This window comes from Metabacillus crassostreae (assembly GCF_016908395.1).
Taxonomy (GTDB): Bacteria; Bacillota; Bacilli; order Bacillales; family Bacillaceae; genus Metabacillus; species Metabacillus crassostreae.
The window spans coordinates 123954-147730 of the sequence record NZ_JAFBDU010000006.1; the positions used below are offsets into that span (position 1 = coordinate 123954).

At 33.0% G+C, this 23777-nt stretch carries 23 protein-coding genes; 13 read left to right on the forward strand and 10 right to left on the reverse strand.

Going from position 1 to position 23777, the window contains the following annotated elements; genetic code table 11:
• Window positions 1–5: 5 nt before the first annotated feature.
• The 3 genes from JOC75_RS17135 to JOC75_RS17145 all read left to right on the forward strand — a co-directional run bounded on the left by JOC75_RS17135 (window position 6) and on the right by JOC75_RS17145 (window position 2953).
• Window positions 6–662 (forward strand): response regulator, encoded by a 657-nt coding sequence (locus JOC75_RS17135; protein ID WP_204955342.1) that lies wholly within the window; start codon window positions 6–8, stop codon window positions 660–662.
• The gene (locus JOC75_RS17140; protein WP_239589544.1) at window positions 652–2022 is read left to right on the forward strand and encodes a PAS domain-containing sensor histidine kinase; all 1371 of its coding nucleotides are present in this window, start codon (window positions 652–654) and stop codon (window positions 2020–2022) included. Before JOC75_RS17135 ends, JOC75_RS17140 begins: the two co-directional genes overlap by 11 nt.
• A 208-nt stretch (window positions 2023–2230) precedes the next feature.
• Window positions 2231–2953 carry a Crp/Fnr family transcriptional regulator gene (locus tag JOC75_RS17145; protein WP_204955207.1) on the forward strand — a complete coding sequence of 241 codons (723 nt, stop codon included), beginning with the start codon at window positions 2231–2233 and terminating at the stop codon, window positions 2951–2953.
• A 654-nt stretch (window positions 2954–3607) separates the two neighbouring features.
• Here the strand turns inward: JOC75_RS17145 and JOC75_RS17150 are convergent.
• From JOC75_RS17150 to JOC75_RS17160, 3 genes are read right to left on the reverse strand one after another with little or no spacing between them, the layout of a single operon-like run.
• On the reverse strand, window positions 3608–5266 hold the full coding sequence (locus JOC75_RS17150; protein ID WP_204955208.1) for a b(o/a)3-type cytochrome-c oxidase subunit 1: 1659 nt from the start codon (window positions 5264–5266) through the stop codon (window positions 3608–3610).
• Window positions 5266–5736 (reverse strand): cytochrome c oxidase subunit II, encoded by a 471-nt coding sequence (locus JOC75_RS17155; RefSeq protein ID WP_204955209.1) that lies wholly within the window; start codon window positions 5734–5736, stop codon window positions 5266–5268. The genes JOC75_RS17150 and JOC75_RS17155 overlap by 1 nt, the downstream gene beginning before the upstream one ends.
• 19 nt (window positions 5737–5755) lie before the next feature.
• Window positions 5756–5881: a cytochrome C oxidase subunit II gene (locus tag JOC75_RS17160; RefSeq protein ID WP_204955210.1), complete on the reverse strand. Its 126-nt coding sequence runs from the start codon at window positions 5879–5881 to the stop codon at window positions 5756–5758.
• A gap of 111 nt (window positions 5882–5992) precedes the next feature.
• On the opposite strand from JOC75_RS17160, the gene JOC75_RS17165 reads away from it, so the two are divergent.
• Window positions 5993–6487 (forward strand): cupin domain-containing protein, encoded by a 495-nt coding sequence (locus JOC75_RS17165; RefSeq protein WP_204955211.1) that lies wholly within the window; start codon window positions 5993–5995, stop codon window positions 6485–6487.
• A 37-nt stretch (window positions 6488–6524) separates the two neighbouring features.
• Here the strand turns inward: JOC75_RS17165 and JOC75_RS17170 are convergent, their stop codons facing one another.
• Complete coding sequence (locus JOC75_RS17170; RefSeq protein WP_204955212.1) at window positions 6525–6842, reverse strand: winged helix-turn-helix transcriptional regulator; 318 nt, start codon at window positions 6840–6842, stop codon at window positions 6525–6527.
• Window positions 6843–7100: 258 nt separating this feature from the next.
• On the opposite strand from JOC75_RS17170, the gene JOC75_RS17175 reads away from it, so the two are divergent.
• The 7 genes from JOC75_RS17175 to JOC75_RS17205 all read left to right on the forward strand — a co-directional run bounded on the left by JOC75_RS17175 (window position 7101) and on the right by JOC75_RS17205 (window position 17691).
• Window positions 7101–8048: an aldo/keto reductase family protein gene (locus JOC75_RS17175; protein ID WP_204955213.1), complete on the forward strand. Its 948-nt coding sequence runs from the start codon at window positions 7101–7103 to the stop codon at window positions 8046–8048.
• Window positions 8049–8060: 12 nt separating this feature from the next.
• Window positions 8061–8912, forward strand: a complete 852-nt coding sequence (locus JOC75_RS17180) for an NAD-dependent epimerase/dehydratase family protein (RefSeq protein WP_204955214.1) — start codon at window positions 8061–8063, stop codon at window positions 8910–8912.
• A gap of 380 nt (window positions 8913–9292) precedes the next feature.
• A complete protein-coding gene (locus JOC75_RS17185) occupies window positions 9293–10183 on the forward strand; it encodes a 50S ribosomal protein L11 methyltransferase (RefSeq protein ID WP_204955215.1) in 891 nt (296 codons plus the stop codon).
• Window positions 10184–10433: 250 nt separating this feature from the next.
• Window positions 10434–11363 carry a manganese-dependent inorganic pyrophosphatase gene (locus JOC75_RS17190; RefSeq protein ID WP_204955216.1) on the forward strand — a complete coding sequence of 310 codons (930 nt, stop codon included), beginning with the start codon at window positions 10434–10436 and terminating at the stop codon, window positions 11361–11363.
• Window positions 11364–11696: 333 nt separating this feature from the next.
• Window positions 11697–13295, forward strand: coding sequence for a histidine kinase N-terminal 7TM domain-containing diguanylate cyclase (locus JOC75_RS17195; RefSeq protein ID WP_204955217.1), 1599 nt, complete (start codon window positions 11697–11699; stop codon window positions 13293–13295).
• Window positions 13296–13611: 316 nt separating this feature from the next.
• Window positions 13612–14178: a TetR/AcrR family transcriptional regulator gene (locus tag JOC75_RS17200; RefSeq protein WP_204955218.1), complete on the forward strand. Its 567-nt coding sequence runs from the start codon at window positions 13612–13614 to the stop codon at window positions 14176–14178.
• Window positions 14179–14613: 435 nt separating this feature from the next.
• On the forward strand, window positions 14614–17691 hold the full coding sequence (locus JOC75_RS17205) for an efflux RND transporter permease subunit (RefSeq protein ID WP_204955219.1): 3078 nt from the start codon (window positions 14614–14616) through the stop codon (window positions 17689–17691).
• A gap of 140 nt (window positions 17692–17831) precedes the next feature.
• Here JOC75_RS17205 and JOC75_RS17210 read toward each other — a convergent pair whose 3' ends face one another.
• The 4 genes from JOC75_RS17210 to JOC75_RS17225 all read right to left on the reverse strand — a co-directional run bounded on the left by JOC75_RS17210 (window position 17832) and on the right by JOC75_RS17225 (window position 19954).
• Window positions 17832–18113, reverse strand: coding sequence for a YkvA family protein (locus tag JOC75_RS17210; RefSeq protein WP_204955220.1), 282 nt, complete (start codon window positions 18111–18113; stop codon window positions 17832–17834).
• Window positions 18114–18220: 107 nt separating this feature from the next.
• Window positions 18221–18610 (reverse strand): sporulation protein, encoded by a 390-nt coding sequence (locus JOC75_RS17215; protein WP_239589545.1) that lies wholly within the window; start codon window positions 18608–18610, stop codon window positions 18221–18223.
• Between the two features lie 14 nt (window positions 18611–18624).
• A complete protein-coding gene (locus JOC75_RS17220; protein WP_146948295.1) occupies window positions 18625–18753 on the reverse strand; it encodes an FbpB family small basic protein in 129 nt (42 codons plus the stop codon).
• Window positions 18754–19027: 274 nt separating this feature from the next.
• Window positions 19028–19954, reverse strand: a complete 927-nt coding sequence (locus JOC75_RS17225) for a LysM peptidoglycan-binding domain-containing protein (protein WP_204955221.1) — start codon at window positions 19952–19954, stop codon at window positions 19028–19030.
• Between the two features lie 475 nt (window positions 19955–20429).
• On the opposite strand from JOC75_RS17225, the gene JOC75_RS17230 reads away from it, so the two are divergent.
• Window positions 20430–20606 carry a hypothetical protein gene (locus tag JOC75_RS17230; protein ID WP_204955222.1) on the forward strand — a complete coding sequence of 59 codons (177 nt, stop codon included), beginning with the start codon at window positions 20430–20432 and terminating at the stop codon, window positions 20604–20606.
• A gap of 56 nt (window positions 20607–20662) precedes the next feature.
• Here the strand turns inward: JOC75_RS17230 and JOC75_RS17235 are convergent, their stop codons facing one another.
• The gene (locus tag JOC75_RS17235) at window positions 20663–21262 is read right to left on the reverse strand and encodes a response regulator transcription factor (protein WP_204955223.1); all 600 of its coding nucleotides are present in this window, start codon (window positions 21260–21262) and stop codon (window positions 20663–20665) included.
• Between the two features lie 11 nt (window positions 21263–21273).
• Complete coding sequence (locus JOC75_RS17240; protein ID WP_204955224.1) at window positions 21274–22392, reverse strand: sensor histidine kinase; 1119 nt, start codon at window positions 22390–22392, stop codon at window positions 21274–21276.
• A 679-nt stretch (window positions 22393–23071) separates the two neighbouring features.
• Between JOC75_RS17240 and JOC75_RS17245 the strand changes: the two genes are divergently transcribed.
• Window positions 23072–23764 carry a TerC family protein gene (locus JOC75_RS17245; protein ID WP_204955344.1) on the forward strand — a complete coding sequence of 231 codons (693 nt, stop codon included), beginning with the start codon at window positions 23072–23074 and terminating at the stop codon, window positions 23762–23764.
• Window positions 23765–23777: the final 13 nt, after the last annotated feature.

Sequence of the window (23777 nt, forward strand, 5' to 3'; positions counted from 1 at the left end):
AGTTGATAACGTCAATATTATTAGTTGATGATCATGCAGTGGTACGAACAGGGTTAAAAATGCTATTAAATGATTTGAGTGATATGGAAGTAGTTGGCGAAGCTTCTGAAGGAGAAGAAGCAATAAAGAAGGTAGAAGAGCTTCAGCCAAGGGTTGTATTAATGGACCTTAGCATGCCACATGGAAAAGACGGACTATCAGCAACAGTTGAGATAAAAAAAAGATGGCCGGAGGTTCAAATTTTAATTTTAACAATGCATGATGATGAAGAATATCTATTTCGCGTTATTCAAGCAGGAGCATCAGGATGTATTTTAAAAAGTGCTCTACATCATGAACTCATTCATGCGATTTCGGTAGTTGCAGAAGGCTCAGCTTATTTGTATCCTACTGCAACAAAGAAATTAATGGAAGATTATTTAGAGCGTATGAAAAGTGGGAAAGATGCTGACACATACTCACTACTAACAGATCGTGAAAAAGAGGTATTAACCTTAATAGCTAAAGGTTTTTCAAATAAAGAAATAGCTGAGAAGCTTGTTATTAGTGTTAAAACAGTTGAAAACCACAAATCGAATATTATGGAAAAACTAAAACTGAAAACAAGACCAGAGCTTGTTGAATATGCGTTAAAAAAGGGATTATTAGGTTATGGAATATAGCACACCAATTAAAACGTATAGAAAGGAACAGATGGTGAATAAAGAGAATGCTCCACTGATTATTGTCAATAACAATGGTAACATTGAATCCTTAAATAAAGCTGCTGAGGAGCTACTTGGATACCGATTAATTGATATCAAGAACAGAGACGTCTCCTCTATTTTCACGAATATAAATAGTAATGACTTATTGAATTCATCAGAAAAAATACTAGAAACAATGTTAAATGTAAAAAATGCCCAAAGATCTGTTAAGGTTCATTCTGAGATCGTTGAACTGTTTGGGCAATCACTCATCTTTCTTTCTATTGAAGAACAAATTGAACAACAGCACTATTTTCAAAAAATCGAAATAGAGCTACAGGAATCTTTATCTGAATTGATTGACTTGAAATTTGCCTTAGATGAATCATCTATTGTTGCGATTACAAATCAAAAGGGGATTATTACATATGTAAATGAAACATTTTGTACGATCTCTAAATATACAAATGAAGAACTTATCGGTAATAGTCACAAAATTATCAATTCAGGTTACCATTCTAAAGAGTTTTTCAGAGATCTATGGAACACTATTTCTTCTGGGAAGGTGTGGAAAGGAGAAATAAGAAATAAAGCGAAAGATCATACTTATTATTGGGTGGATACTACGATTGTTCCATTTTTGGATAAAACAGGAAATCCGTATCAATATTTAGCTATTCGTAATGAGGTTACAGCTCGTAAACATGCAGAAGAAGAATTGCAGAGAATGATGTCAAAACTAATTGGTATCCAGGAGGAAGAAAGAAAGAATATCTCCAGAGAGCTGCATGATGGAATCGGTCAGAATCTGTACAGTCTCCTTATCATGATCAATCGTTTAAGAACAAATTCAAATCCAGAAATAATTGAACAGCTAGAAATGGAAATCTCTACGATTATTGAAGAAATTAGACAAATATCTTGGCAGCTAAGACCTTCTATACTTGATGATCTCGGATTAGTTCCTGCTATCCGTTCTTTTGTAAATAAGTTTTCAGAGCATTATGGTTTTAAGACAGATTTTACATATAAATTACAAAAACGACTTCCATCTGAAGTTGAAACTAGTATATACAGAATTATTCAAGAAGCTATGACAAACATAAGGAAGTACGCGGAAACAAAAGAGATTTTCCTATCATTATCTGAAGAAGAAGACTATTTACTTGTACAAATTAAAGATGATGGAATTGGCTTTGATCCAAATATAAAAAGAAATGGTGTCGGGCTATTTAGTATGGAAGAAAGAGCCCGTTCTATAAAGGCAAAAATCGATATTAACTCAAAGATAAACGAAGGAACCATAATAACAGTCAAGGTTCCGTTTAATAAATAGGAAGAAGAGCATCAGTTATAAAAGCTGGTTGCTCTTTTTTAGTGTTAACATTCGCTCTTCACCGATTTTTAATACCGGAAATTTATGTTTTTATACTTAATAGGGGATATTTCCTAAACAAATAAGGGAATTCCCTGATAACAATTTATGTCTTTATTTTTTAAAATGGAGGTAGATAAAAAATTATGATTATGGGATGTGGATGAAAATGCCAACAACTATAAACCGAAAAACAAACCAAAATGTAGCAAATACAAATATTTTTTCAATAGATAGTATGAACTCATTAAAAAATAAAATGACAATAATGACAGTAAAGAATGAAGACCATTTATATTATGAAGGAGATAAGGTTGATAAGCTTTACTATATAATAGAAGGAACGATCACCTTATATAAAAGTACAGAAGATGGAAAAGTATTAACATTAAATTATTATGAAGCTGATGATCTGCTTGGTGAGTATCATACAAACGAAATGCGAGGAGCCATGGAGAATGCGAAGGCATTGGGAACTACAGTAATTGGTGTTATTAATAAAGAGGATATTGAAATGTTGATTTGGCAAAATCCTCAATTTTCCCTAGAATTCACAAAATGGATTAGCTTTACACAGCAGCTTACTCAAACAAAGCTTCGTGATTTAATGTTTTTTGGGAAGAATGGTGCACTTGCATCAGTTATCATTCGAATGACAAACACATATGGAATTAAAAAGGGTAATGTGTGGGAAATTTCAAAGAAATTCACACATGATGAAATCTCTTGCTTAATAGGTACACCAAGAGAAACGGCCACACGTATGCTTAATCAATTTAAAAAAGACGGACTTATTGATAATCAAAAAGGCTTTATAACAGTTTATGATCTTCAGGGACTTCGTCAAATTTGCCGCTGTGAAGCTTGTCCATTACAGGTTTGTCGACTGTGAAGGATAAATATAGGGATTGTATTATATGATAAAAGGACTCAAATTTGTGTGTAAACTTTGTTGCTCTATAACAAGTATTGTGGTGGTTGATTTTAGCTACAGGTTGCTCGCTTTCCGCGGGGCGGGCGGTGAGCTTCCTCGGCGCAAGCGCCTGTGGGATCTCACCTGTCCCGCTGCTCCCGCAGGAGTCTCGCACCTTCCGCTCAAATCAACCCTAAATAGTTTCCGCTAATTAAGTATTGTCAACCCAAGAAAATATATTGAAAACAAAAGCGCTGTTGAATTCAAAAATCAACAGCGCTTATATCTATGTGAATTTCTTTATATTTTTGAAAGAGCATTCTACGTAATATAGGTTTTGTGTATTGAACCATTATTTAGTGTAGGCTCTTTTCTGAAAGATTGTTGATAATGGTACTAATCACATATTAAAGACAGTTTTTTAATGATTTAATGAATATAACGTGCTAATTTAATAAGAAAGTTGCCACTAGGCAATAGCAGGAAAGTTTACGAAAAGAAAACAGCCTTAGTGAAAAAGTCTCAATATACACTCATTAATCTTCATTCGTGGTAAAATCAACAACCATTGCTGTTAAAACCGTTGTGACAAGCAGTAAAGCGCAAACTACTGAAAACATATCAATCATCTCCCTACCATGTTTTAAATCCAGAAGAACCAGGAGGTGCATGTTCAATCATTTGTATCAATGGAATCGTATATGCAATAGCAATTAAAGCAATGGCAATACCAATCCAAATCCACCAATTTTCCAAAAATTTAGGTGTATCAGACACATCACTTTCGGCCATCGGAAATTCAACTGTATCTTCTATTGAATTAGCTTTAGGTGAAGCAAGTAATGTGTAAAACACAATATAAATTAAAATCATCGCAGATAGAAACAAAATCGTTCCACCAATCGCCATTGTTACATGATTAGACAGAATTCCTTGGAACCACTCTAAAGCATTGGGATCATCCATATAACCGGCATAAGCTGTTCGTCTTGGTGCACCTAGTAAGCCTAAAATATGCTGAGATGTACTCATAAGCAACATCCCGATTGACCAAGTTATCACTTGAATGAAGGCAAGCTTTTGAATTGCTTTTGTTAGTTTTCTACCAGTAAGATAAGGTATCAACCAAAATGTTAACCCCATAAATGTCATCGCAACAGGAGTTCCAACAGTTATATGAAAATGCCCAACAACCCATAATGTATTATGAATCACTTCATTCAGCTGGAAACTAGCATTTATAATTCCACCAGCTCCACCTGGTATAAAGAAAAACATCGCAATAAATAAAGAAGTAAATCGAATGTCCTTCCAAGGCAATTTAAAGAACCATCCAAATAATCCTGTTGCTCCTTTATCTCTACCTGTTTTTTCAAATGTCCCAAACATAGAGAAAGCAGTCATTAAAGAAGGAATAATAACCATAAAAGTTAAAATAGTTTGTAGAAACTTCCAGAAGCTTGATATACCAGGCTCTGTTAACTGATGGTGAAATCCTACAGGAATTGAAAATAAAATAAACAATACAAAAGATAAACGAGCTAATGAATCACTAAAAACTTTTCCCCCAATGATTTTTGGTACAATCAAATACCATGCAATATACGCTGGTAAAAGCCAGAAATAAACGAGTGGATGACCAAAATACCAGAACAATGAGCGACTTAATTCAACATTAATTGTATCAACCCAACCAAATGCCCAAGGAATAAACTGGAATAAAACAGTTGCAACTACTCCTAAACAAGCAATAATCCACAGGATAAGCGTTGAGATAGTCATAAAAGCAAATAATGGACTTAATTGACCTTTATTTTGTTTTCTCCATTTTACATAATGTCCGATTAAAGCAAAGCTATATATCCATGTGCCTACTACAAAAAGCGCTAAGCCAACATAATACCAGCCACTAGCTTGTAATGGAGCATAAAATGTATAAAGAACAGAAGCTCGACCTGCAATGATTTCAACAATGGCGAGTAATGTTCCAGCAGTTGTCACAATAAAACCTATCCATGAAAATAAATGAACTTTAGGTCCAAATGAACCAAGTGAATAACTCATACCAGAAATAAGAAAGCCAAATATAAAATAAGTAGTGAAAATAAGTGCAAGTAATACACCGTGTGCTGTTAGAATTTGATAGTAGTCAAGCCATGGTGGTAATGTTAATGCATCATTACGTATAAAAACCTGAAGTAAACCACAAAACGTACCAATCAAAAACGCGATGTAAGCAAAAATAATATTTGTTAACGCTAATCGTTTGTCTGCTAAACTAATTTGTTTCATTACTCAATCACCTCAATCTTTGTCTTCATAAAATGATGACCTGATCCGCAATATTCGTTACAAATTACTAAATACTCACCGGGTTTATCAAAGGTATATTCCTTTGTATTGATTTGACCAGGAACCACCATCATATTCACATTTGTGTTTATGATTGAAAAGCTGTGAGTCACATCTGTACTAGTAACCTTAAAGATTATTTTCTTTCCAGCAGGAACCTTTATTTCAGGAGGTTCATAGCCAAAAGCCTTTGCAACAATAATCACCTCATACGTATCATCATTGATTTTATGAACGCCTGGATTATCAAATGGTGCAGTTTGATCTACTTTCTCAGGATCAATAGTTTCTAATCCTCCAGAAGGCTGATGATTAAATGCGAAAGCAGTTACACCAATAATGCTTAAAAATAATAGTAATGATAAAATGCCAAAGCCTAACCAAATTTTTTCAAACTTATGAAAATGCATCTTAAAAATGCCCCCTTAATTAACGTGTGATATAAAAGAAATAAACACTAAACCACATGACCAAGATTAATAACCCTATTGAAAACACACTAATCAATGTTCCTTTAAGCTCGTTATTATCTTCACCTTTGTATTTTTTGCTCACTGAGATCCCCCCACGTTTTACTTTCGTTAATGTAAGGGTAAAGGAATTTTATAATAATAGATGTGATAAATCTCACGAATTGAAACGGAAATAGAAGAGGAGGAAAAAAGCATGGCTATAGAAAGTAAAGCAGTTTTTCTTAAAAAAGGGGAAAGAATCCCAAATAATGAAAAATTGCCAGTTGTTATTTATCAACAAGTTAATCGTAAGGATATCGAGGAGTTATTTCATCAACATAATTGGTTGAACAGTTGGACAAATGGAGTTTACAACTATCATCATTTTCATAGTAATACTCACGAGGTGCTAGGTGTGGTAGGTGGTGAAGCAGATATTTTACTTGGAGGAGAAACAGGGGAGGTTATGCATATATCTTCTGGTGAAGTAATTGTTTTACCTGCTGGAACTGGTCATAAAAGAATATCATCTTCTAGTGATTTTAAAGTTGTAGGAGCTTATCCATCCGGGATGGAACCAGACTTAAAGAAAGAGGATTTACATTGTGAAAGGTTTAGAGAAGAAATTAATTCTGTACCTTTGCCTGATCAAGATCCTATCTTCGGGAATCATGGTCCTTTAATAGAATACTGGAATATAAAAAAGTGAACTTCATTTTTGAAGTTCACTTTTTTATAAGTCACATTTACCCCCATTGTGCGCCCCATTTTTTCATTTCCTTTAACATCATATGAAGGGAATGACCTTTTTCCGTTAATGTATATTCAACAGTAACAGGTACTGTCGCAAAGGACTCACGAGTTAAAACTTCATTGCTTTCCAAATGGCGGAGTGTATCAGTTAATGCTTTAGGACTAATTTTCGGGATTGCTTTTTGTAATTCACCAAATCTTCTTGTTCCGTCAAAAAGCTGTTTAATAACAAGAAAAGACCATTTGCCACCTATAATATTTAGTGCCTTTTCAATAGAACACTCGACATGTAACTCGTTCATTTTCTCCATAGTATCCTCCTTGTAGCTACTATAAAAAGTATAGTAGATTACTTATTTTTTATTATATCAATAATATTTCAGTACTTGTATACACATATTGAAATATTTATAATTTATAAATGTAAACGATATCATAAATGAAAGTATTTAGAGTGATAGTAAGGAAGTTATTAAAAATAAGGAAATATGCGATTAGTTTTCAAGCAAGATGAAAATTACTTACTATAAGATAACGTAACAAAACTTTATGAAATGGAGATGTTAAAAATGAAATATAGACGATTAGGAAGATCAGGATTAAAAGTGAGTGAAGTGAGCTTAGGAAGCTGGCTTACTTACGGGGCTTCGACAGATAAAGAAAAAGCTATTAAAACAATTGAAACAGCTTATGATATTGGAATCAACTCATTTGATACAGCAAATGTGTATGCAACTGGAGAGTCAGAAAAAGTTGTTGGAGAAGCACTTGCAAAGTATAGTAGAGATTCTTATGTGTTAGCAACGAAGGTTTATTGGCCAATGGGAGAAGGGCCAAATGATAGTGGTCTTTCAAGGAAACATGTATTTGAGCAGCTTCATAGTAGCTTAAAACGTTTAAATACTGATTATGTCGACATCTATTATTGCCATCGTTATGATGCGGAAACACCAGTAGATGAAACATTAAGAACAATTGACGATCTTATTCGCCAAGGGAAAATTTTATATGCTGGTGTAAGTGAATGGACAGCTCAACAAATTCAAGAAGCAGTTGGAACAGCTGATAAATATTTATTGAATCGAATTGTCGTGAATCAACCAAACTACAATATGTTTCACCGTTATATTGAAAAAGAAGTTGTCCCAGTTAGTGAGCAGCATGGTATTGGTCAAATTGTGTTTTCTCCTTTAGCACAAGGTGTTTTAACTGGAAAATATAGCTTAAGCAATCGAGCTCCAGAGGGAAGTCGTGCGACAGATCCTAATTCAAATATGTATATGAATCAATTTTTAACTGATGAAACTCTTGCAAAAGTGGAGAAATTAGGAGGGATAGCAAAAGAATTAGATATTAGCTTATCTCAATTAGCAATTGCTTGGATTCTACGTCTACCGAATATTGCGAGTACATTAGTTGGTGCGACTAAACCAGAGCAAATAATTGAAAATGCTAAAGGCTCTGATGTTATTTTATCAAACGATATCATTACACAAATTGAAGAAATCTTAATATAAGGTGTGAAATTCATGAAAAAAGTGGTTGTAACTGGTGGAAGTGGTCTTCTTGGTCATTCTGTTATAAAAGAATTTCTTGATAACGGATATGAAGTATTAAATGCAGATATGAAACATCCAGAGGATCCAATCTGTAAAACAGTGATAACAGATTTACAAAACTTAGGTGAAGTATATGGAGTATTAGCTGGTGCAGATGCTGTTGTTCATCTTGCAGCCATTCCTGTTGCTTATTCACATCCTAATGAAGTCACTTTCCAGAATAATGTCATATCTACATATAATATATTAGAAGCAGCAGGAACTCTTGGAATTAAAAAAGCGGTTATTTCATCTAGTGAGTCTTCTTATGGTTTGGTCTTTGCTTTGAAAGAACTGAAACCACAATATGTTCCAGTTGATGAAGATCACCCTCAATTACCTGAGGATAGCTATGGATTATCAAAAATAGTGAATGAACAAACAGCTGATATGATTCATCGACGAACAGGGATGCAAGTTGTTTCTATGAGATTAGGTAATATCATTGCTCCTCATATGTATGATAACTTCCCTCAATTTATCAATGATCCAGAGCAGCGAAAGGTTATTATGTGGAGTTATATTGATGCAAGGGATGCAGCAGTTGCCTATCGGTTGGCTGTTGAAGCAGATGGCCTAGGATCAGTTGCATTAAATATTGCAGCAGATGAAACAAGCATGAACATTGAAAGTCAAAGTTTGATGAAAACAGTTTATCCTACTGTTGAAATTCGCAAATCACTAGAAGGGTATGAAACACTATTTTCTAATGAAAAAGCTAAAAAAGTACTAAATTGGCAGCCACAACATAAATGGAGAGATTATGTGAAGGTTGAGAAATAATGAATTATCATGAGGACCTAGTAAATTACTGGGTCCTTTTTACGAGGTAAGGAAGAAATAATATCCTGAAACTCCATGAACAAAAGAATGTGTAAAATCCAACAAGTAGGTTTCATATAACTAAAAACAATTTGCTATCTTAATTCAATTTATATTAAACTGTGAAAGGACAATAGAGCATCTTGTTTTTACATAAAGTCATATACGTACATAAACTTTGTTCGTGATGTTTAAAATTTAAAATGAAACATATTTTATTAACTTAATTGTATCTTTTCAAATCACAAAAAAACTTAGTTATGCCTGTTTCCATAGAATGATTAAGTAAATTAGCAAGTAATTTGCAGAAAAGAGACTTACACAAAGAGAGGGAAAAAACAATGTTACATGAATTTTCAATAGATGTACCATTTAAAGAGATCGATGAAGTTACTGATCTACTAAATGCAGCAGGAATTTATAATTTATATTACGAATCACCTATCGAGATTATCAAGGTTCAAAATGGTTACGGGTACGAAGAAAGAGAAGATCAGCATGTAGAATTAAAAATATATGCTAGTGATTTAGAGGTTGAAAATCTCCCTGATGCTTATTATCCTTTATTACAATCAACATTAACAATCTCAAGAGACAGTATTACACATACTGCACATGAAGAAACAGACTGGGAGCAAACCTACGATTTCCAAGATATTGACCTAGGAAATAACTGGGTTATTCAGTATCCTTCTTCTAACGAAATTTATGAGAATAAAAATGTATTAAAATTCGATCCTTTAGCTGCATTTGGGACAGGTCTTCACGAGACAACTCAAGGCTGTTTACGAATGATCGTAGATAAAGATTTTACTGGAAAAACAGTTCTTGATTTAGGAACAGGTTCTGGTATGCTGGCAATTGCTGCATCATTAAAAGGTGCCAGCAAGGTAGTTGCAGTAGATTATGAGGATGTTGCAAGAGAGCTCTATCATAATGCAAAATTAAATGAGTTAGAAAATGATTTGCAGGTAGTGCAGGCTGATTTAATTACTGGAGATTATACAATTGATGCAAATTACGATTATATCTTTATTAATATTGGTGCAAATGAAACGATGAGTATCTTGAAAAAACATACATTATTAAATAACAGTAATGAATTTATCATTTCAGGTCTTGTTGAATGGCATATTGATCAGTTGATAGAAATGTTCCAAATTGATGGTTTTTCAATAAAAGAAAAACAGCAAACAAATGAATGGGTAACAATTCATTTTACAAAGGCTTAATATCTGCACGATCGTTTATCTTAGAGTAGGGAATAGTGGATAGGTTAAGATGTATGTGAAAGATAAAACAATTTTAGAGCCAGAGGTAATTACTTTCATCAATTCCCAGGTGTGTTGATTGCTGCTTTCATTGGCAGAATAAATCTTGCTTCTTTTTCCTTCTATTAAGTTGGTATTTTTGGTATTTTCTTAATTTATAAATTAAAATTATGATATGATAGACTATATTTCATTTATAAAGGAGATAGTTATGGAAAAAGTACTTGTTTTTGGTCATAAAAATCCTGATACAGATACAATCTGTTCTGCGATTGCCTATGCTGAATTAAAAAATAAAATTGGTCAGAATGCTGAACCTATTCGTTTAGGTGAGATTAGCGGTGAGACTCAGTTCGCCCTTGATTACTTTAAGAAAGATGCACCACGTCTTGTAGAAAAAGTAGCAAGTGAAGCGAGTAGTGTAATTTTGGTGGATCATAACGAACGCCAACAAAGTGCTGATGATATTACTGAAGTACGTGTACTTGAAGTAATTGATCATCACCGAATTGCAAATTTTGAAACAAGTGATCCTTTGTATTATCGAGCTGAACCAGTTGGTTGTACAGCAACTATCCTTAACAAAATGTATAAAGAAAATGGAGTGCAAATTGAAAAAGAAACAGCTGGTTTAATGCTATCAGCAATCATTTCTGATTCATTATTATTCAAATCTCCAACATGTACTCAAGAAGATATTGATGCAGCTAAAGAATTGGCTGAAATTGCTGGAGTTGATGCACAGGTTTATGGTTTAGATATGCTTAAAGCTGGAGCAGATTTAAGTGATAAATCAGTAGAACAATTAATTTCACTTGATGCAAAAGAATTCCAAATGGGATCTAGTAAAGTAGAAATCGCTCAAGTAAATGCAGTTGATACCAATGATGTACTTAAACATAAAGCTGAAATTGAAGCAACACTTGCTAAAGTGGTAGAAGAAAAACAATTAGATTTATTTTTATTCGTGATTACTGATATCTTAACAAATGACTCTGTTGCTGTAGCAATTGGAAATGCAACAGCTAAAGTTGAACAAGCTTTCAATGTTTCACTTGATAAAAACGAAGCAGTACTTAAAGGTGTAGTATCTCGTAAAAAACAAATTGTTCCTGTATTAACAGAAGCATTTGCAAAATAAATTAGAAAAAGCCACAAATCTTTCATATGATTTGTGGCTTTTATTTTTGGTCAGATTCTATAACTTATTTATGATTGGAAAATAGAAGCAAAAGTATTCATAAAACTTGAACTTCCAATGAAAAGGTAAGGTGTAAAGTTAATGTTCTATTAAGCACATTTTAAATAGAAAATTATCTCCATATTACAGGTTTATATGGTAATATTTAACTAGGTAAATGATAGTAGGATTTTTATAGAATGCAAAGTCAAAGTCTGTTTCTTTCCCTTTTATACTTTAAGTCAGTATAATAAAAATCGTAAAAACAAATAAATAGTGGAGTTATGATAAAAAATGCCCTCAGATATCTTTATTTATATTGTTTTAATGTCTGTTGCAGGTGTTTTAAATATTTTCATAGGTATTTATGCATATGCAAAGCGCAGAAGCTTTTTAGGTAGTCAAACATTTATTTTTATATCGTTTTTTTCTTCTATATACACTTTTGGACATGCATTTGAACTTTCGAGTCAATCATTAGATATGATTGTTTTGTGGACTTATTTTCAATATCTGGGATTGCCTTATATAGCTCCTTTGAGTTTAATGCTGGTTTTACAATATATAAGAAAAGATAAGTATTTAACAACCAGAAATCGTTTTTTTCTACTTCTTATACCAATTATTACAACAATGCTGGTTTTAACTAACCATCTTCATCATCAGTTTTACCAAACTGTTTACTTAAGAAATGATGTAATACCGATGATTGATTTTGTTATCGGACCATGGTATATCGTTCATGGTAGCTATACATTTGGCTGTTTACTAGCAGGTGGAGTTTTGTTACTAAGTTATTGGAAACAAACAAAATCAACGTATTGGAAGCAAATTTTTGTATTACTTTTAGGACTTTATCTACCAATGATCTCATCATTTCTTTATTTATTAGGATATACTCCATATGGCATGGATCCTGTGCCGATTGTGATGAGCGTAACCTCTTTCTTGTATATATGGGCATTTATGTCTACCAATATACTTGAATTAGCTCCAATTGCTAGAGGACTTATTTTTGATAGCATGAGAGACGGTGTACTAGTTTTAGATCCTAGTCAGCGTATTGTCGACTTTAATGATGCAGCAAAGAAAATAATAGGTGACAAATTAAATGATAAAAAGATCGGGGAAAACATTCATTCTTTATGGCAGGAAAATGAGTTGAATACATTTTTGTTCCCATCAATTGATCATCTAAACCATAAGGAAGAATTTGAACTAGAATGGTCAGGCTTAAATTCCTATTATCAAATTCGTTCAACACCTGTTAAGAAAAAATCAGGCTTTATTGTTGGAAGTACAATTGTTATCGCTGATATTACCGAACAAAGACAGCTTTATCAAAAGTTAGAGCGACTTGCCTATACAGATGGTTTAACGGGTATTTTAAATCGTAAAACTTTTATTGACCGTAGTGATACGATCATAAAGGAAATGCATAAAGAAGGAATTTCTAGCTCCCTAATAATTTTTGATATTGATCATTTCAAAGCTATAAACGATAAATATGGTCATCGAATGGGTGATGAAGCTATTTGTCACGTAGTATCGATTTGTCAAAGGTTTTTGCAGCCAAGTGACCTGTTTGGCCGTTATGGTGGTGAGGAATTCGTTATTTGTTTACCTTCAACTACACTTCACGAAGCTGGTGAATATGCAGAAGCAATTCGACGAAGTATCGAGAATACACCATTTGAACGAGAAAATAAAAAAATCCCCATCACGGCAAGCTTTGGTGTTACACATGCTAATAAAGATATTGTAATAGAAGACTTATTGAGTTATGCAGATAAAGCATTATATAAATCTAAGCATAGTGGTAGAAATACTGTACATCTTGCGCAAACAAATCGAGTATACCATCGTGGTGATCAATTATTGATTAAGACATAAACCTAGGCTATTTTCGTAAACTTTGTTGCTTTTACAATTCTAATGAAAATAACTCTGTAGAAGTCTAGTGGCATCCATTCATCTACAAATCGCGCCTTTTATGCGATAATCCACTGGATCTAACAGATAAAGGTATCAATTAGCAACGATCTTTCAGAAAAGAGCATAAACTAAAGATGAGAAGCCACTTACGTATGTATGATTCAGAAAGTGGCTTTTTGACTCTTAAAAAAGCACATTAAAATTTGACGTTAGAAAAAATCAGTTCTATATTTACAATATCAGAGAATAAATTTCTTAGAAGAGGAGGATTGCGTTGACAAGAGGAGAAGATCAAAAAGTGAAAATACTTAAAGCTGCAAAACAAATCTTCGGTAAAAAAGGTTATTATGATACGAAAATGCTGGAAATTGCTGAACAAGCTGGAGTATCAAAAGGAACAATCTATTTATATTTCTCCTCTAAGGATGAACTGTATATTGAAACACATGAACAAGGATTTCGCCAATATCTAGTGATGCTTGAAAATGAAGTAAATAAATTTACTACCTTTAAAGAAAAATTAATTTGTATTGCCGAGAGACAATTAGCTGTTTTTTATAATGACAGACATACACCTAATAAATATCTTCAAGCTTATAACAATGACCCAAAAATGATTCAATGTTTACATAACTTTCTTGATAACTATCATAAATATGTTGTGTCTATTATGAAAGAAGAACAAATCGAAAATCCGAATGAACATGCAAAAGCATTTATTGGTATACTTGAAAATTATAAAAGAGATATTTTTTTTAATAAAGATTATGATTATGCAATGTTACTTCAAACTGTATTGTTCGTTGTTGATTTATTTATACATGGCTGTAAAAAAGGGTGATTTGTATTGAGGAGATTCCTCATGCTCGTTTAGTACTCACTGGTCATTTGTTTTTTAGTATAAAGTTTAGTTAAATTGATCCTTTGATTGTTTATTGAGTACCCACTGGTCATTTTGTTTTTTATTTTAAAGTGTTAGCTCGAAGATTTTGTCGAAAATTGTCTGGTCGCTGATAAACCCGAATAATCGCTGATAAATTTCTAGAATCGCTGATAAATCCGAATAATCGCTGATAATTTTCCAAAATCGCTGATAAATTCGCCAAAACGAAGTTGAATTTCTAATGTGTCTTTTAGAAGCTCATATAATGAGTGATTTACTAGTATATAAGCAGTTATCTAGTATTTATTTGAAACATTAGAGCATTTTTGCAATGAAAAAACATTTGATTTATTGAATACATTAATATGTTTAAAAAACGGAGGGAATCATAATATGTTTGATTTGTTAATAAAAAGACCAAAAGTCACATTAACATTTTTAGTATTATTAGTTATTGTTGGTGGCTTAACAGCTTTGCAGCTTTCTAAGCGGGAAATTCCAGAAATCTCGGTTAATGTTGGGACTGTAACAACGATTTATCCTGGAGCAGAACCTGAAATGGTTGAAAGAACGATAACAAATCCTTTAGAAGGAGAGCTTGAGTCTATTAAAGGCATTGAAAAAATCACCTCGGTTTCTGGAGCGGGTATTTCAAATATTGTTCTAGAAGTAGCAGATAACGAAGATAGAGATAAAGTGTTCCAAGAAGTACGTCAAGCTGTTTCAGACACGAGTAAAGCTTTTCCAGAAAATGTACTGAATTCAACAGTAAATTCAGATATTCAAACAGGCGCTTTGTCTTCATATCATTTGCTAAGTGATGAACGGGAATTATTACAAAGTCAAAGAGAAATGATGATGACTTGGCAGAAGGAACTGGAAAAAATAGCCGGTGTACGAAAAGTAGGATTTAAGGGAATTAGTGAGGATGAATATTTACTAACTCTACAACAAGAGAAAATGAAAGAGTATGGAATTGTTTTACCTGATATTATTAATGCAATTAATAATGAGGTTGAAATAACACCACTAGGTGCTCAAGAAATAGATAGTGAGAAAAAGCAGCTTTCTCTAGAACATATAGAAAATATTGAGCAAGTTGAGAAAATCTTTGTTACACAAGTTAATGGTGAAGCAGTCTTTATTGGTGATCTTGCAGAATTAACATTGGTTCCAAAAGAGAAGCCAAGTCTTGTTAATTATAATGATTCCCCAGCGATTTCTATGACAATTTTTCAAGAAAAGGGAGTAGATATTCCTTCTCTTCATGATCAAGTTGACAAAAAAGTAAAGCAGCTTAGTAAGGATTTACCACAAGATATTACCTTAGATATGTATTATACACAGGACACAATTGTTGGGAAGATTTTTAAGGATTTAGGAACTTCATTTTTCATCTCTATCCTAGTTGTTGTGCTTGTTACTTTATTAGGGTTAAACTTCAACTCAAGCTTATTAGTAGCAATTGCGATTCCATCTTCAATTGCATTAGGATTGATTCCTCTTCCTTATATGGGGGTGGATTTAAATCAAATATCGATTATCGGTATGATCATTGCACTTGGTATCCTAGTTGATGATGCTATTGTTATTAATGATAATATCCGCAGAAGATATCGCTTAGGTGACAGTCCATTACAAGGAGCTTTACAGGGTGCCAAGGAAGTAAGAGTATCGATAATTACGTCAACATTAGCTATTGTATTCACTTTTTTGCCTCTACTATTTATAGGTGGTTCAAGTGGAGCATTTATAAGAGCATTACCTTCTGTTTTGATCACGACAATAATTGGATCAACAATTATTGCCTTAACTCTAGTACCTATCTTTCTAGTATGGAGACAAAAGGTCTTTGAAAAAAATCCAAAAGCTACGCAAAAAGATGGACTACTAGGAAAACCGTTGGAAGCATTAGCAAACTGGTATAGTCATAAAGTATTGAAAAAAATAGTGAAATTCCCGATGAGAATTGGTTTGGGTGTCTTACTATTTTGTACCCTTATTTATGGGTTAGTGCCATTTATTCCAGTTGTCTTTTTCCCTAGTGCAGATCGTGAAGAGGTAACCATCACTGTAACACTACCACCAGAGGAAACACTATTAAATACAGAGGAATATTTAGAAGAAATGAGCTCTTATTTACAAAAAAATGATCCTGCTATCTATGAATTGACAATGTTTGCTGGTACAAGTGAACCTGGGTTGTTTGGAAGTGTTGTTTCAAATCCTGGAGAAAACATAGGGCAATTGGTGGTTAGGGTGGACCGAGAATCTCAGACTGCATCTGAAACAATCGACAAATGGCAGGATCAATTAAGAGAAATCTATTCTGAAGCAATAATTTCCATGTCAACAATCGAAGCTGGACCTCCAGTTGGAGCACCGATTGCGGTCACTGTTAAAGGAGAAAAATTAGATGAATTAATGAATGCTGTAAACGATATAAAAGGAGAGATAAGTAATCTAGAAGGCAGTGGTGCTGTTTTAGATGATGTGGGGATATCACGTCCAACAATTACTTATAATCCAATTAGAGAAGAACTTCAGAAACATTCAATTACCACTAGTGAAATTAGTGAGCAAATAAGATTAATCACAGATGGAATTCCAATGGGATCTTATGATAATGGGATAACTAGTCGTGATTTCACAATTAAACTAGATGGTGTTGCAAAAGGTGAGAGCATAAATTTAGAAGAAATCCAGTTACCTTCTAAAGCAGCTAATCAAGAGGGACCACCATTACTAGTTCCTTTGTCAGATCTGATAAATGTAAATGAAGGAGAGCAAATTCAGTCGATTCCACATATAAATGGGGAACGAACTGTTACCATAAGAACATATCCAAAAGATGAACAAAAAGCAGAAGTAGAATCTGAAATTAAAGGAATCGCTGATAACTATACATCTGATTCAATTTCAGTTTCTGTGGGCGGTGAGTCCTCAGCTCGATCTGATTTCTTTGTTGAAGTCGGAAAGCTATTTATAATTGTGATTTTCTTAATTTATCTGTTAATGGTTGTTCAATTCAACTCATTACGACTTCCATTACTCATTATGAGTTCAGTATACCTAGCGATTTCAGGAGCTTTAATCGGTCTTTTCATTACACAAACTGGTTTAGGGTTTATGGCTATGATGGGGATTGTGTCGTTAGCAGGTATTGTTGTAAGAAATGCTACTGTATTTATTGAATTTATGGAGCAGCGAATTCAAGAAGGAGCTAGTTTGGTAGATGCAGTTATAGAATCAGGTCAGGCGAGATTACGTCCTGTTATCTTAACAGCTGTGACATCAATGGGAGCTTTACTTCCAATTGCTTTTAGTGGTGATGTATTATTTACGCCACTAGCCATTTCAATAATTTCTGGTATCTTTTTCTCAACAATATTTACATTATTATTTGTTCCAGCTTTTTATATAATGATTAAAAGAAAAAAAGTAAACAACCAGGAAACAGCTGTTAATTAATTTGGGTAATTTTTCATACAATTTATATTTACTATTGTAAATAATCATTACTATAAAAAAGAGGTTAATCCATGGTGCCAAGAATCGGCACAGGTTTAACCTCTTTTTTCCATGACTATTACTTAAGTTAAAACATTAATTTACTCCTTATAAAGTCCATGCTTTTCTTTCAGAGAATCTGGAGCCATCTTAATCATTCTTTCTAAAATAAACGTTGCAATAACAATATCATCCACAATTCCAAACAAAGCTAAAAAGTCTGGAATTATATCAAATGGAAAGAAGGCATACGTGATAATGAATAAAACACCAAGTAGTTTCTTATGACCTTGTACTTCGTTCGTAAGAAAGAAATCCTTTAAAAAGGGGATGAACTTCCAGAATTTAAAGATAAACTTTATTCTCTTAAAATATTTAAACATCTAATCACCCCTAGTCATTTATGATTGTATAGAGTTGTATGGAAGAGCAATAGCTTGATGTAATCTAGGGAGATATTTGATAGCCTTTTACCTTCAATTTTCTCCGATTAAACGACTTGAATAATATCTTGATCTCTACTTTCCACACCTTCATTAAAGGTTAATCTAGTTTTGAATCGGTAGGATATATCATCAGATGATGGTGGAATATCCTCTGGTAGTTTGAAAGTGAATGATATTTTATTTGCTTCTTGAGCATTAATTAATTTTGTAGACAAAATTGTTGTGCTATCTATTACTTTTTCAACATTAGTAGATTTATCGATTAAAACAAGATCACTATCTATTCTTCTAAGCTGTTGTTCAATTGTTCCACCTTTAATATAAAAATGGCCGCTAATAAGTTCACCTTTACAATATCTATCTTTAGGTAATATGAGGTCAATGATCGCAGAACCTATACCTAAAAGTGACATGTATTTTCTAAGTAACATCATTGATTTCCTCCTTATTATTTGTTTTGAATACTATATTTTTCATCAATACGTTTTTCGATTTTTTCCAGCTGCTGTTTATCTTTAAGAAGTTCTTCTTTATTCTTTTTTATTAAATCTACCATTGCAGTCTTTTTAGAAAACATAATCATTCTCCTTTTTAAATCGTTCTCCAAATGTTAAAGGTGAATAACAAAGAAAAAACCTTTACCAATGAGGTAAAGGTTTTTTAAAAAAATAGACCTTTACCAAATAGTAAAGGTCTTGCTAACAACTTTCGTTGCCAACAAAGCCGAGAGCAATTAGCTCTGTAGTGACGACTCTGTTGTAAAAGCTACTCCCCTTTAGGAGACCGATTCAGTTATTTAAATTAATAATATGATACTTTTATTTAAACGTCAACATTATTTTGAAAAGTATTTATTTTTTTATTTTGATAGTTTGAAGAATGTCAATCATTTGTGGAGTTATTTCTTCTGATTCTTCTTTATTCAAATAATGAATGGTAAATCGAATAAGTACACCATCAACCTTTTTAACGACAATAGCTGTTTGTGTTTTATTTGTGTAACCATGAAGAAAGAATGCAGCATTACGGTAAAATTCAGGGAAATCATTGTTTATAGGAATTTCCTTTATTGTATTTCCTTTTAAATATGCTTTTGAATTCTCTTTAATCTCAGGTAATTTTGTCTGAGAATCTAACACTTCTACTCTAGAAAAATAGGCATCTTCATCCGTATATTGGAGTAGATATCTCCGAGGTTCTTCTGCATCAAAAGTAAAGTCAGAGCTGAGCTTAACAGATAATTCTACGTGTGAAGCATCAAAATGATGATTGACACGAGTTTTTGCTGCTACATTAAGCAATTGTCCAACTTTAATGGTATTTGAAGATAAATAGTTTAGTGATTTTAATTCTGAAACTGATAACCCATAATTTCTAGCTATACTATATAGAGTATCACCTTTTTTTACAGTTACATTTGTTGGAATAATAAGCTTTTGCCCTTTAAAGATCATATTAGATGATAATTGATTGATATGCTTTAGCTGGGAAACAGTGCTGTTGTATTTTTTCGCAATGCTATACAAAGTATCTCCATGAATGATGGTTATTGTAGAGGGGATCGATAATGTATGACCGGAATAAATCAACGAAGAAGTTAGATTGTTAAGCTGTTTTAACTGCGCAACGGTAACATCATTTTCTTGAGCTATATTGTATAGAGTATCACCTTGTTTGATTTCATAAGGTGTTGATGCTTCTACTTGATTTATTCCAAACATACATGTAAAACCTAAAGCTAGGGCGATTGGTTTAATGATAAAGCTTTTGTGTTTCATAACTGGACCTCCTTATTATTTTTTATTGCTAAACTCCCTAGTAGCTACAGAAGCTACAATAGAATAGAAGAGCCATTTTTACGGATGGAGAGACCGTTGATCATTTTTTAGTGAAATCAATTTTAATATTCCGTATTACTTTATTTGACGTTTTATAATCCTTAATGTTTCATAGAGATAAGCCTATTTTAAAGGTTTAAGGTAAAAGGTGAAAAATGGAGAAATTTGCAGATTTTTTTATTTGAATTTAAAGTGTTTTAGTGAGACTTTTTTGGTCTATAGAGTTATAATTTTGAATATAATAATTTTCACTAATGAACTTTGATTTTATTTAGTGAAACATGTAATATAAGGTAAAATTTGCAGTCTATGTTTAGTGTTTGCTCTAGGTGACTTGCTTATTTTTTATGTGTTTCACATATACACAGCAAAACTATAAAGCCTAATATATTGGTAGAAGGGTGTGTGTAATAACATGGAAGCTAAAATCAATAATAATATTACAGTTAATTCAACAATTTCTTTAAAAGGTATTGTAAAAGCAATTTTTCAAGATACAGTTCATGTACAAATCGGTGGGAAAATTATTACCATGCCTATTGCCGATTATAATCTTTTAAAAGGTGATCAGACACCTAAGAGTGAGTCATAAAAAAATCGCGACGTGTTTTATACACGTTGCGATTTTTACGTTTCACATGATTAGCTCTATTTAAACCAACCTTTTTCCTTTGATTGAGTAATAGCTTCGATTCTATTCTTTACATCTAGCTTTTCTAATATCGTTGATATATAGTTTCGAACTGTTCCAGTTTTTAGGCTAAGCTGATCAGCGATCTCTTTCGTATTTAAGCCATCTGCCACAAGTTCAAGTACTTCCTTTTCCCGATCTGTTAATGGGTTTTCTTCACCATATACATCATCCATTAATTCAGGTGCATAAATACGTCTCCCTGCCATAATATCTCGTATAGAGCTAGCTAACTCGTCGCTAGGACTGTCTTTTAAGAGATAGCCTTTTACACCTGCTTTTAAGGCTCTTTGAAAATATCCAGACCTGGAGAAGGTTGTCAGAATAATAACTTTACAATCAATATCCTTGAGCTTCTCAGCTGCTTCTAGACCAGTCATACCTGGCATTTCAATATCCATTATACAAATATCAGGCTGATGCTGAGTGACAAGAGCTAGTGCTTCTTTCCCGTTACTAGCTTTTCCGACTACTTCCATATCATCTTCTAAATTAAGTAATGATCCTAATGCACCTAAAAGCATTTGTTGATCTTCCGCAATAACAATTCTAATCATAAGAGCCCCTCCTAATCGATCTGTTTTACGACATTAGGTACTTTTATGACTAGCTTTGTACCATCTTCCGTAATAATTTCAGAACTTCCATTAACAAATTCTAGACGTTCCCTCATTCCAGAAAGTCCGTTACCCTTTGAAAAATCAACAGCTTCACAACCAACCCCGTCATCCTTTACGATCATTTTCACTTCATTTTCAGTTTGTTCTAATGAAATAAAACAAGTTGATGCTTTACTATGACGGACAACATTTGTAACTGCTTCTTTTAAACACATACTTAAAATATTTTCATTTAGTAATGGTACATTTGTTAATGATATTTGTTCATCCATTACTAATTTGATTTCGGCAGCATTTAAAATTTGTTTTACATGAATTAATTCATCTTTTAATCGTATTCCTCGCATCTGCGACACAATCTTACGTACTTCATTCAGTGCAGTTCTCGCAGTTTGCTGCACATCCTTCATTTCATTCTTTGCTTGCTCTGGATCTTTGTGAATGATTTTTCTAGCCAAATCACTTTTTAAACCAATCATTGACAGCTTTTGACCTAACGTATCATGAAGATCTCTTGCTATTCGCTGTCTTTCTTCTTTTATGACTAATTCTGATATTCTTTTATTTGCGTCCTCAAGCTTTTCCTGAAGTTGATCACGTTCTTTACGACTATGAACACTAAACGGTAGCAAGACAACACTAAGGGAGCTTAAAATAACAAAAGGTAATTGTTTTAATAATAAATCCTCGTGTAAAACAATACTAAAATTTATTGCTATCGCTGTAATAACTAAATGCACAATATAAATCGTCATAAATGGTATGCGTTCCTTTATATTTCCAATAAAATACGCAATATAAAAGGAAAAGTAAAAATAATTAAAAAGATAGGTTGATGTAAAGGAAATACTAATTAAAATGAATGCTAATAAATAAACTCTCCACTTCTTAGCAATAAAGGCATATCGAAAAGTGATGAAAAATACAATCGTTAATAAAATTCCGACAATAATTTCTGCCGTAGAAGAGGACTGGAAAATAAAATAAAAAGGTAAAATGCTTAAAAATGCCCATATATATGGGGATACTCCATTACCCTTTTGGAGAATTGTTAACTTTTTCTTCATAAATTAGGCCTTCTTTTGGTGGAATGACTTAGTATAATTTTAGTGATATTTTACCATATTTCTCTATTTTATGCTAAAAGAGATGATTGGAAATCATAAAACTAAGATTCGATGATAAAATACCTATATATTCATTTTAATACTAAATCTGATTAAATAGACTTCCTTTTTGAAAATACATTTTTTTAGGGTGTTTTGTATATTGTTGTAGATTCTAAGGTGTTGGCTAATTTTTAAATCATTTCATCCTTCGCTCCAAAGTGGAATGTAGCAGAAGAGACTTGATACCTATGGGTGTTAGGACGGTCAAGCTCCCACAGGTGAATTCTTTTGTCTTGAGAATTGAAACGAACTCGGCACATTTAAAAAATTCAAAGATCCTAAAAAGACCCTGCAAATCTTTTAATCTAAGAAAATATACTAGCTAGATATAATAGACATATACTAGGCTGTTGCAGTATAATAAAAAACATCATAAACAATCCTAAAGTATCTTCCAACGTAAAGGGGAGTAGCGTCAGGTAATAACCTGAAACAACGTCGTCATCACATGAACAGTAGTTCATCGGCTTTGTTGGCATATTTTGTGCTCAGCGAGACCTTTGCCTATATGGCAAAGGTCTCTTTTGTGGGATTTTTGAGAATTTGATATAGGTTATAGGGGGCAAATATTTTGGAAATGGAATTTCTCAGTGCGCTTTTGGCAATTGTTGTAATTGATTTAGTTTTAGCAGGAGATAATGCAATCTTAATTGGACTAGCTGCAAGAAACTTGCCAAAGCATCAACAAAAGAAAGTAATCTTATGGGGATCAATCGGAGCAATCGTTATACGTATTATTGCAACATTAGCAGTTGTATGGCTGTTAGAAATACCAGGTCTTCATTTAGTCGGTGGTCTTTTATTAGTTGTTATCGCTTATAAGCTACTTGTTGATGATTCAGATCATGGTGATGTTAAAGCAGGTGATAACTTCTGGGCAGCGATTCGAACTGTTATTATAGCAGATGCTTTAATGGGACTAGATAATGTACTAGCAGTAGCAGGTGCATCACATGGTAATATGACTTTGGTTGTTATCGGTTTATTAATTTCGGTACCAGTTGTAATGTGGGGAAGTACGCTTATTCTTAAGTGGATTGATCGTTACCCTATCATTGTTACAATTGGATCGGCTGTACTTGCATGGACAGCATCTAAGATGATTGTTGGAGAACATTTCTTAAGTGGATTCTTTGCAAACAGCTTTGTAAAGTACGGTTTTGAAGTACTAGTTGTTGCCGGAGTTATTTTAGCAGCGCGATATGTAAAAGCAAAGGCAACAATCAAAAAAGAAGAAGCGGTTCTCTTGAAAACTGGTTCATCTAACTAAAAATATACAGTTA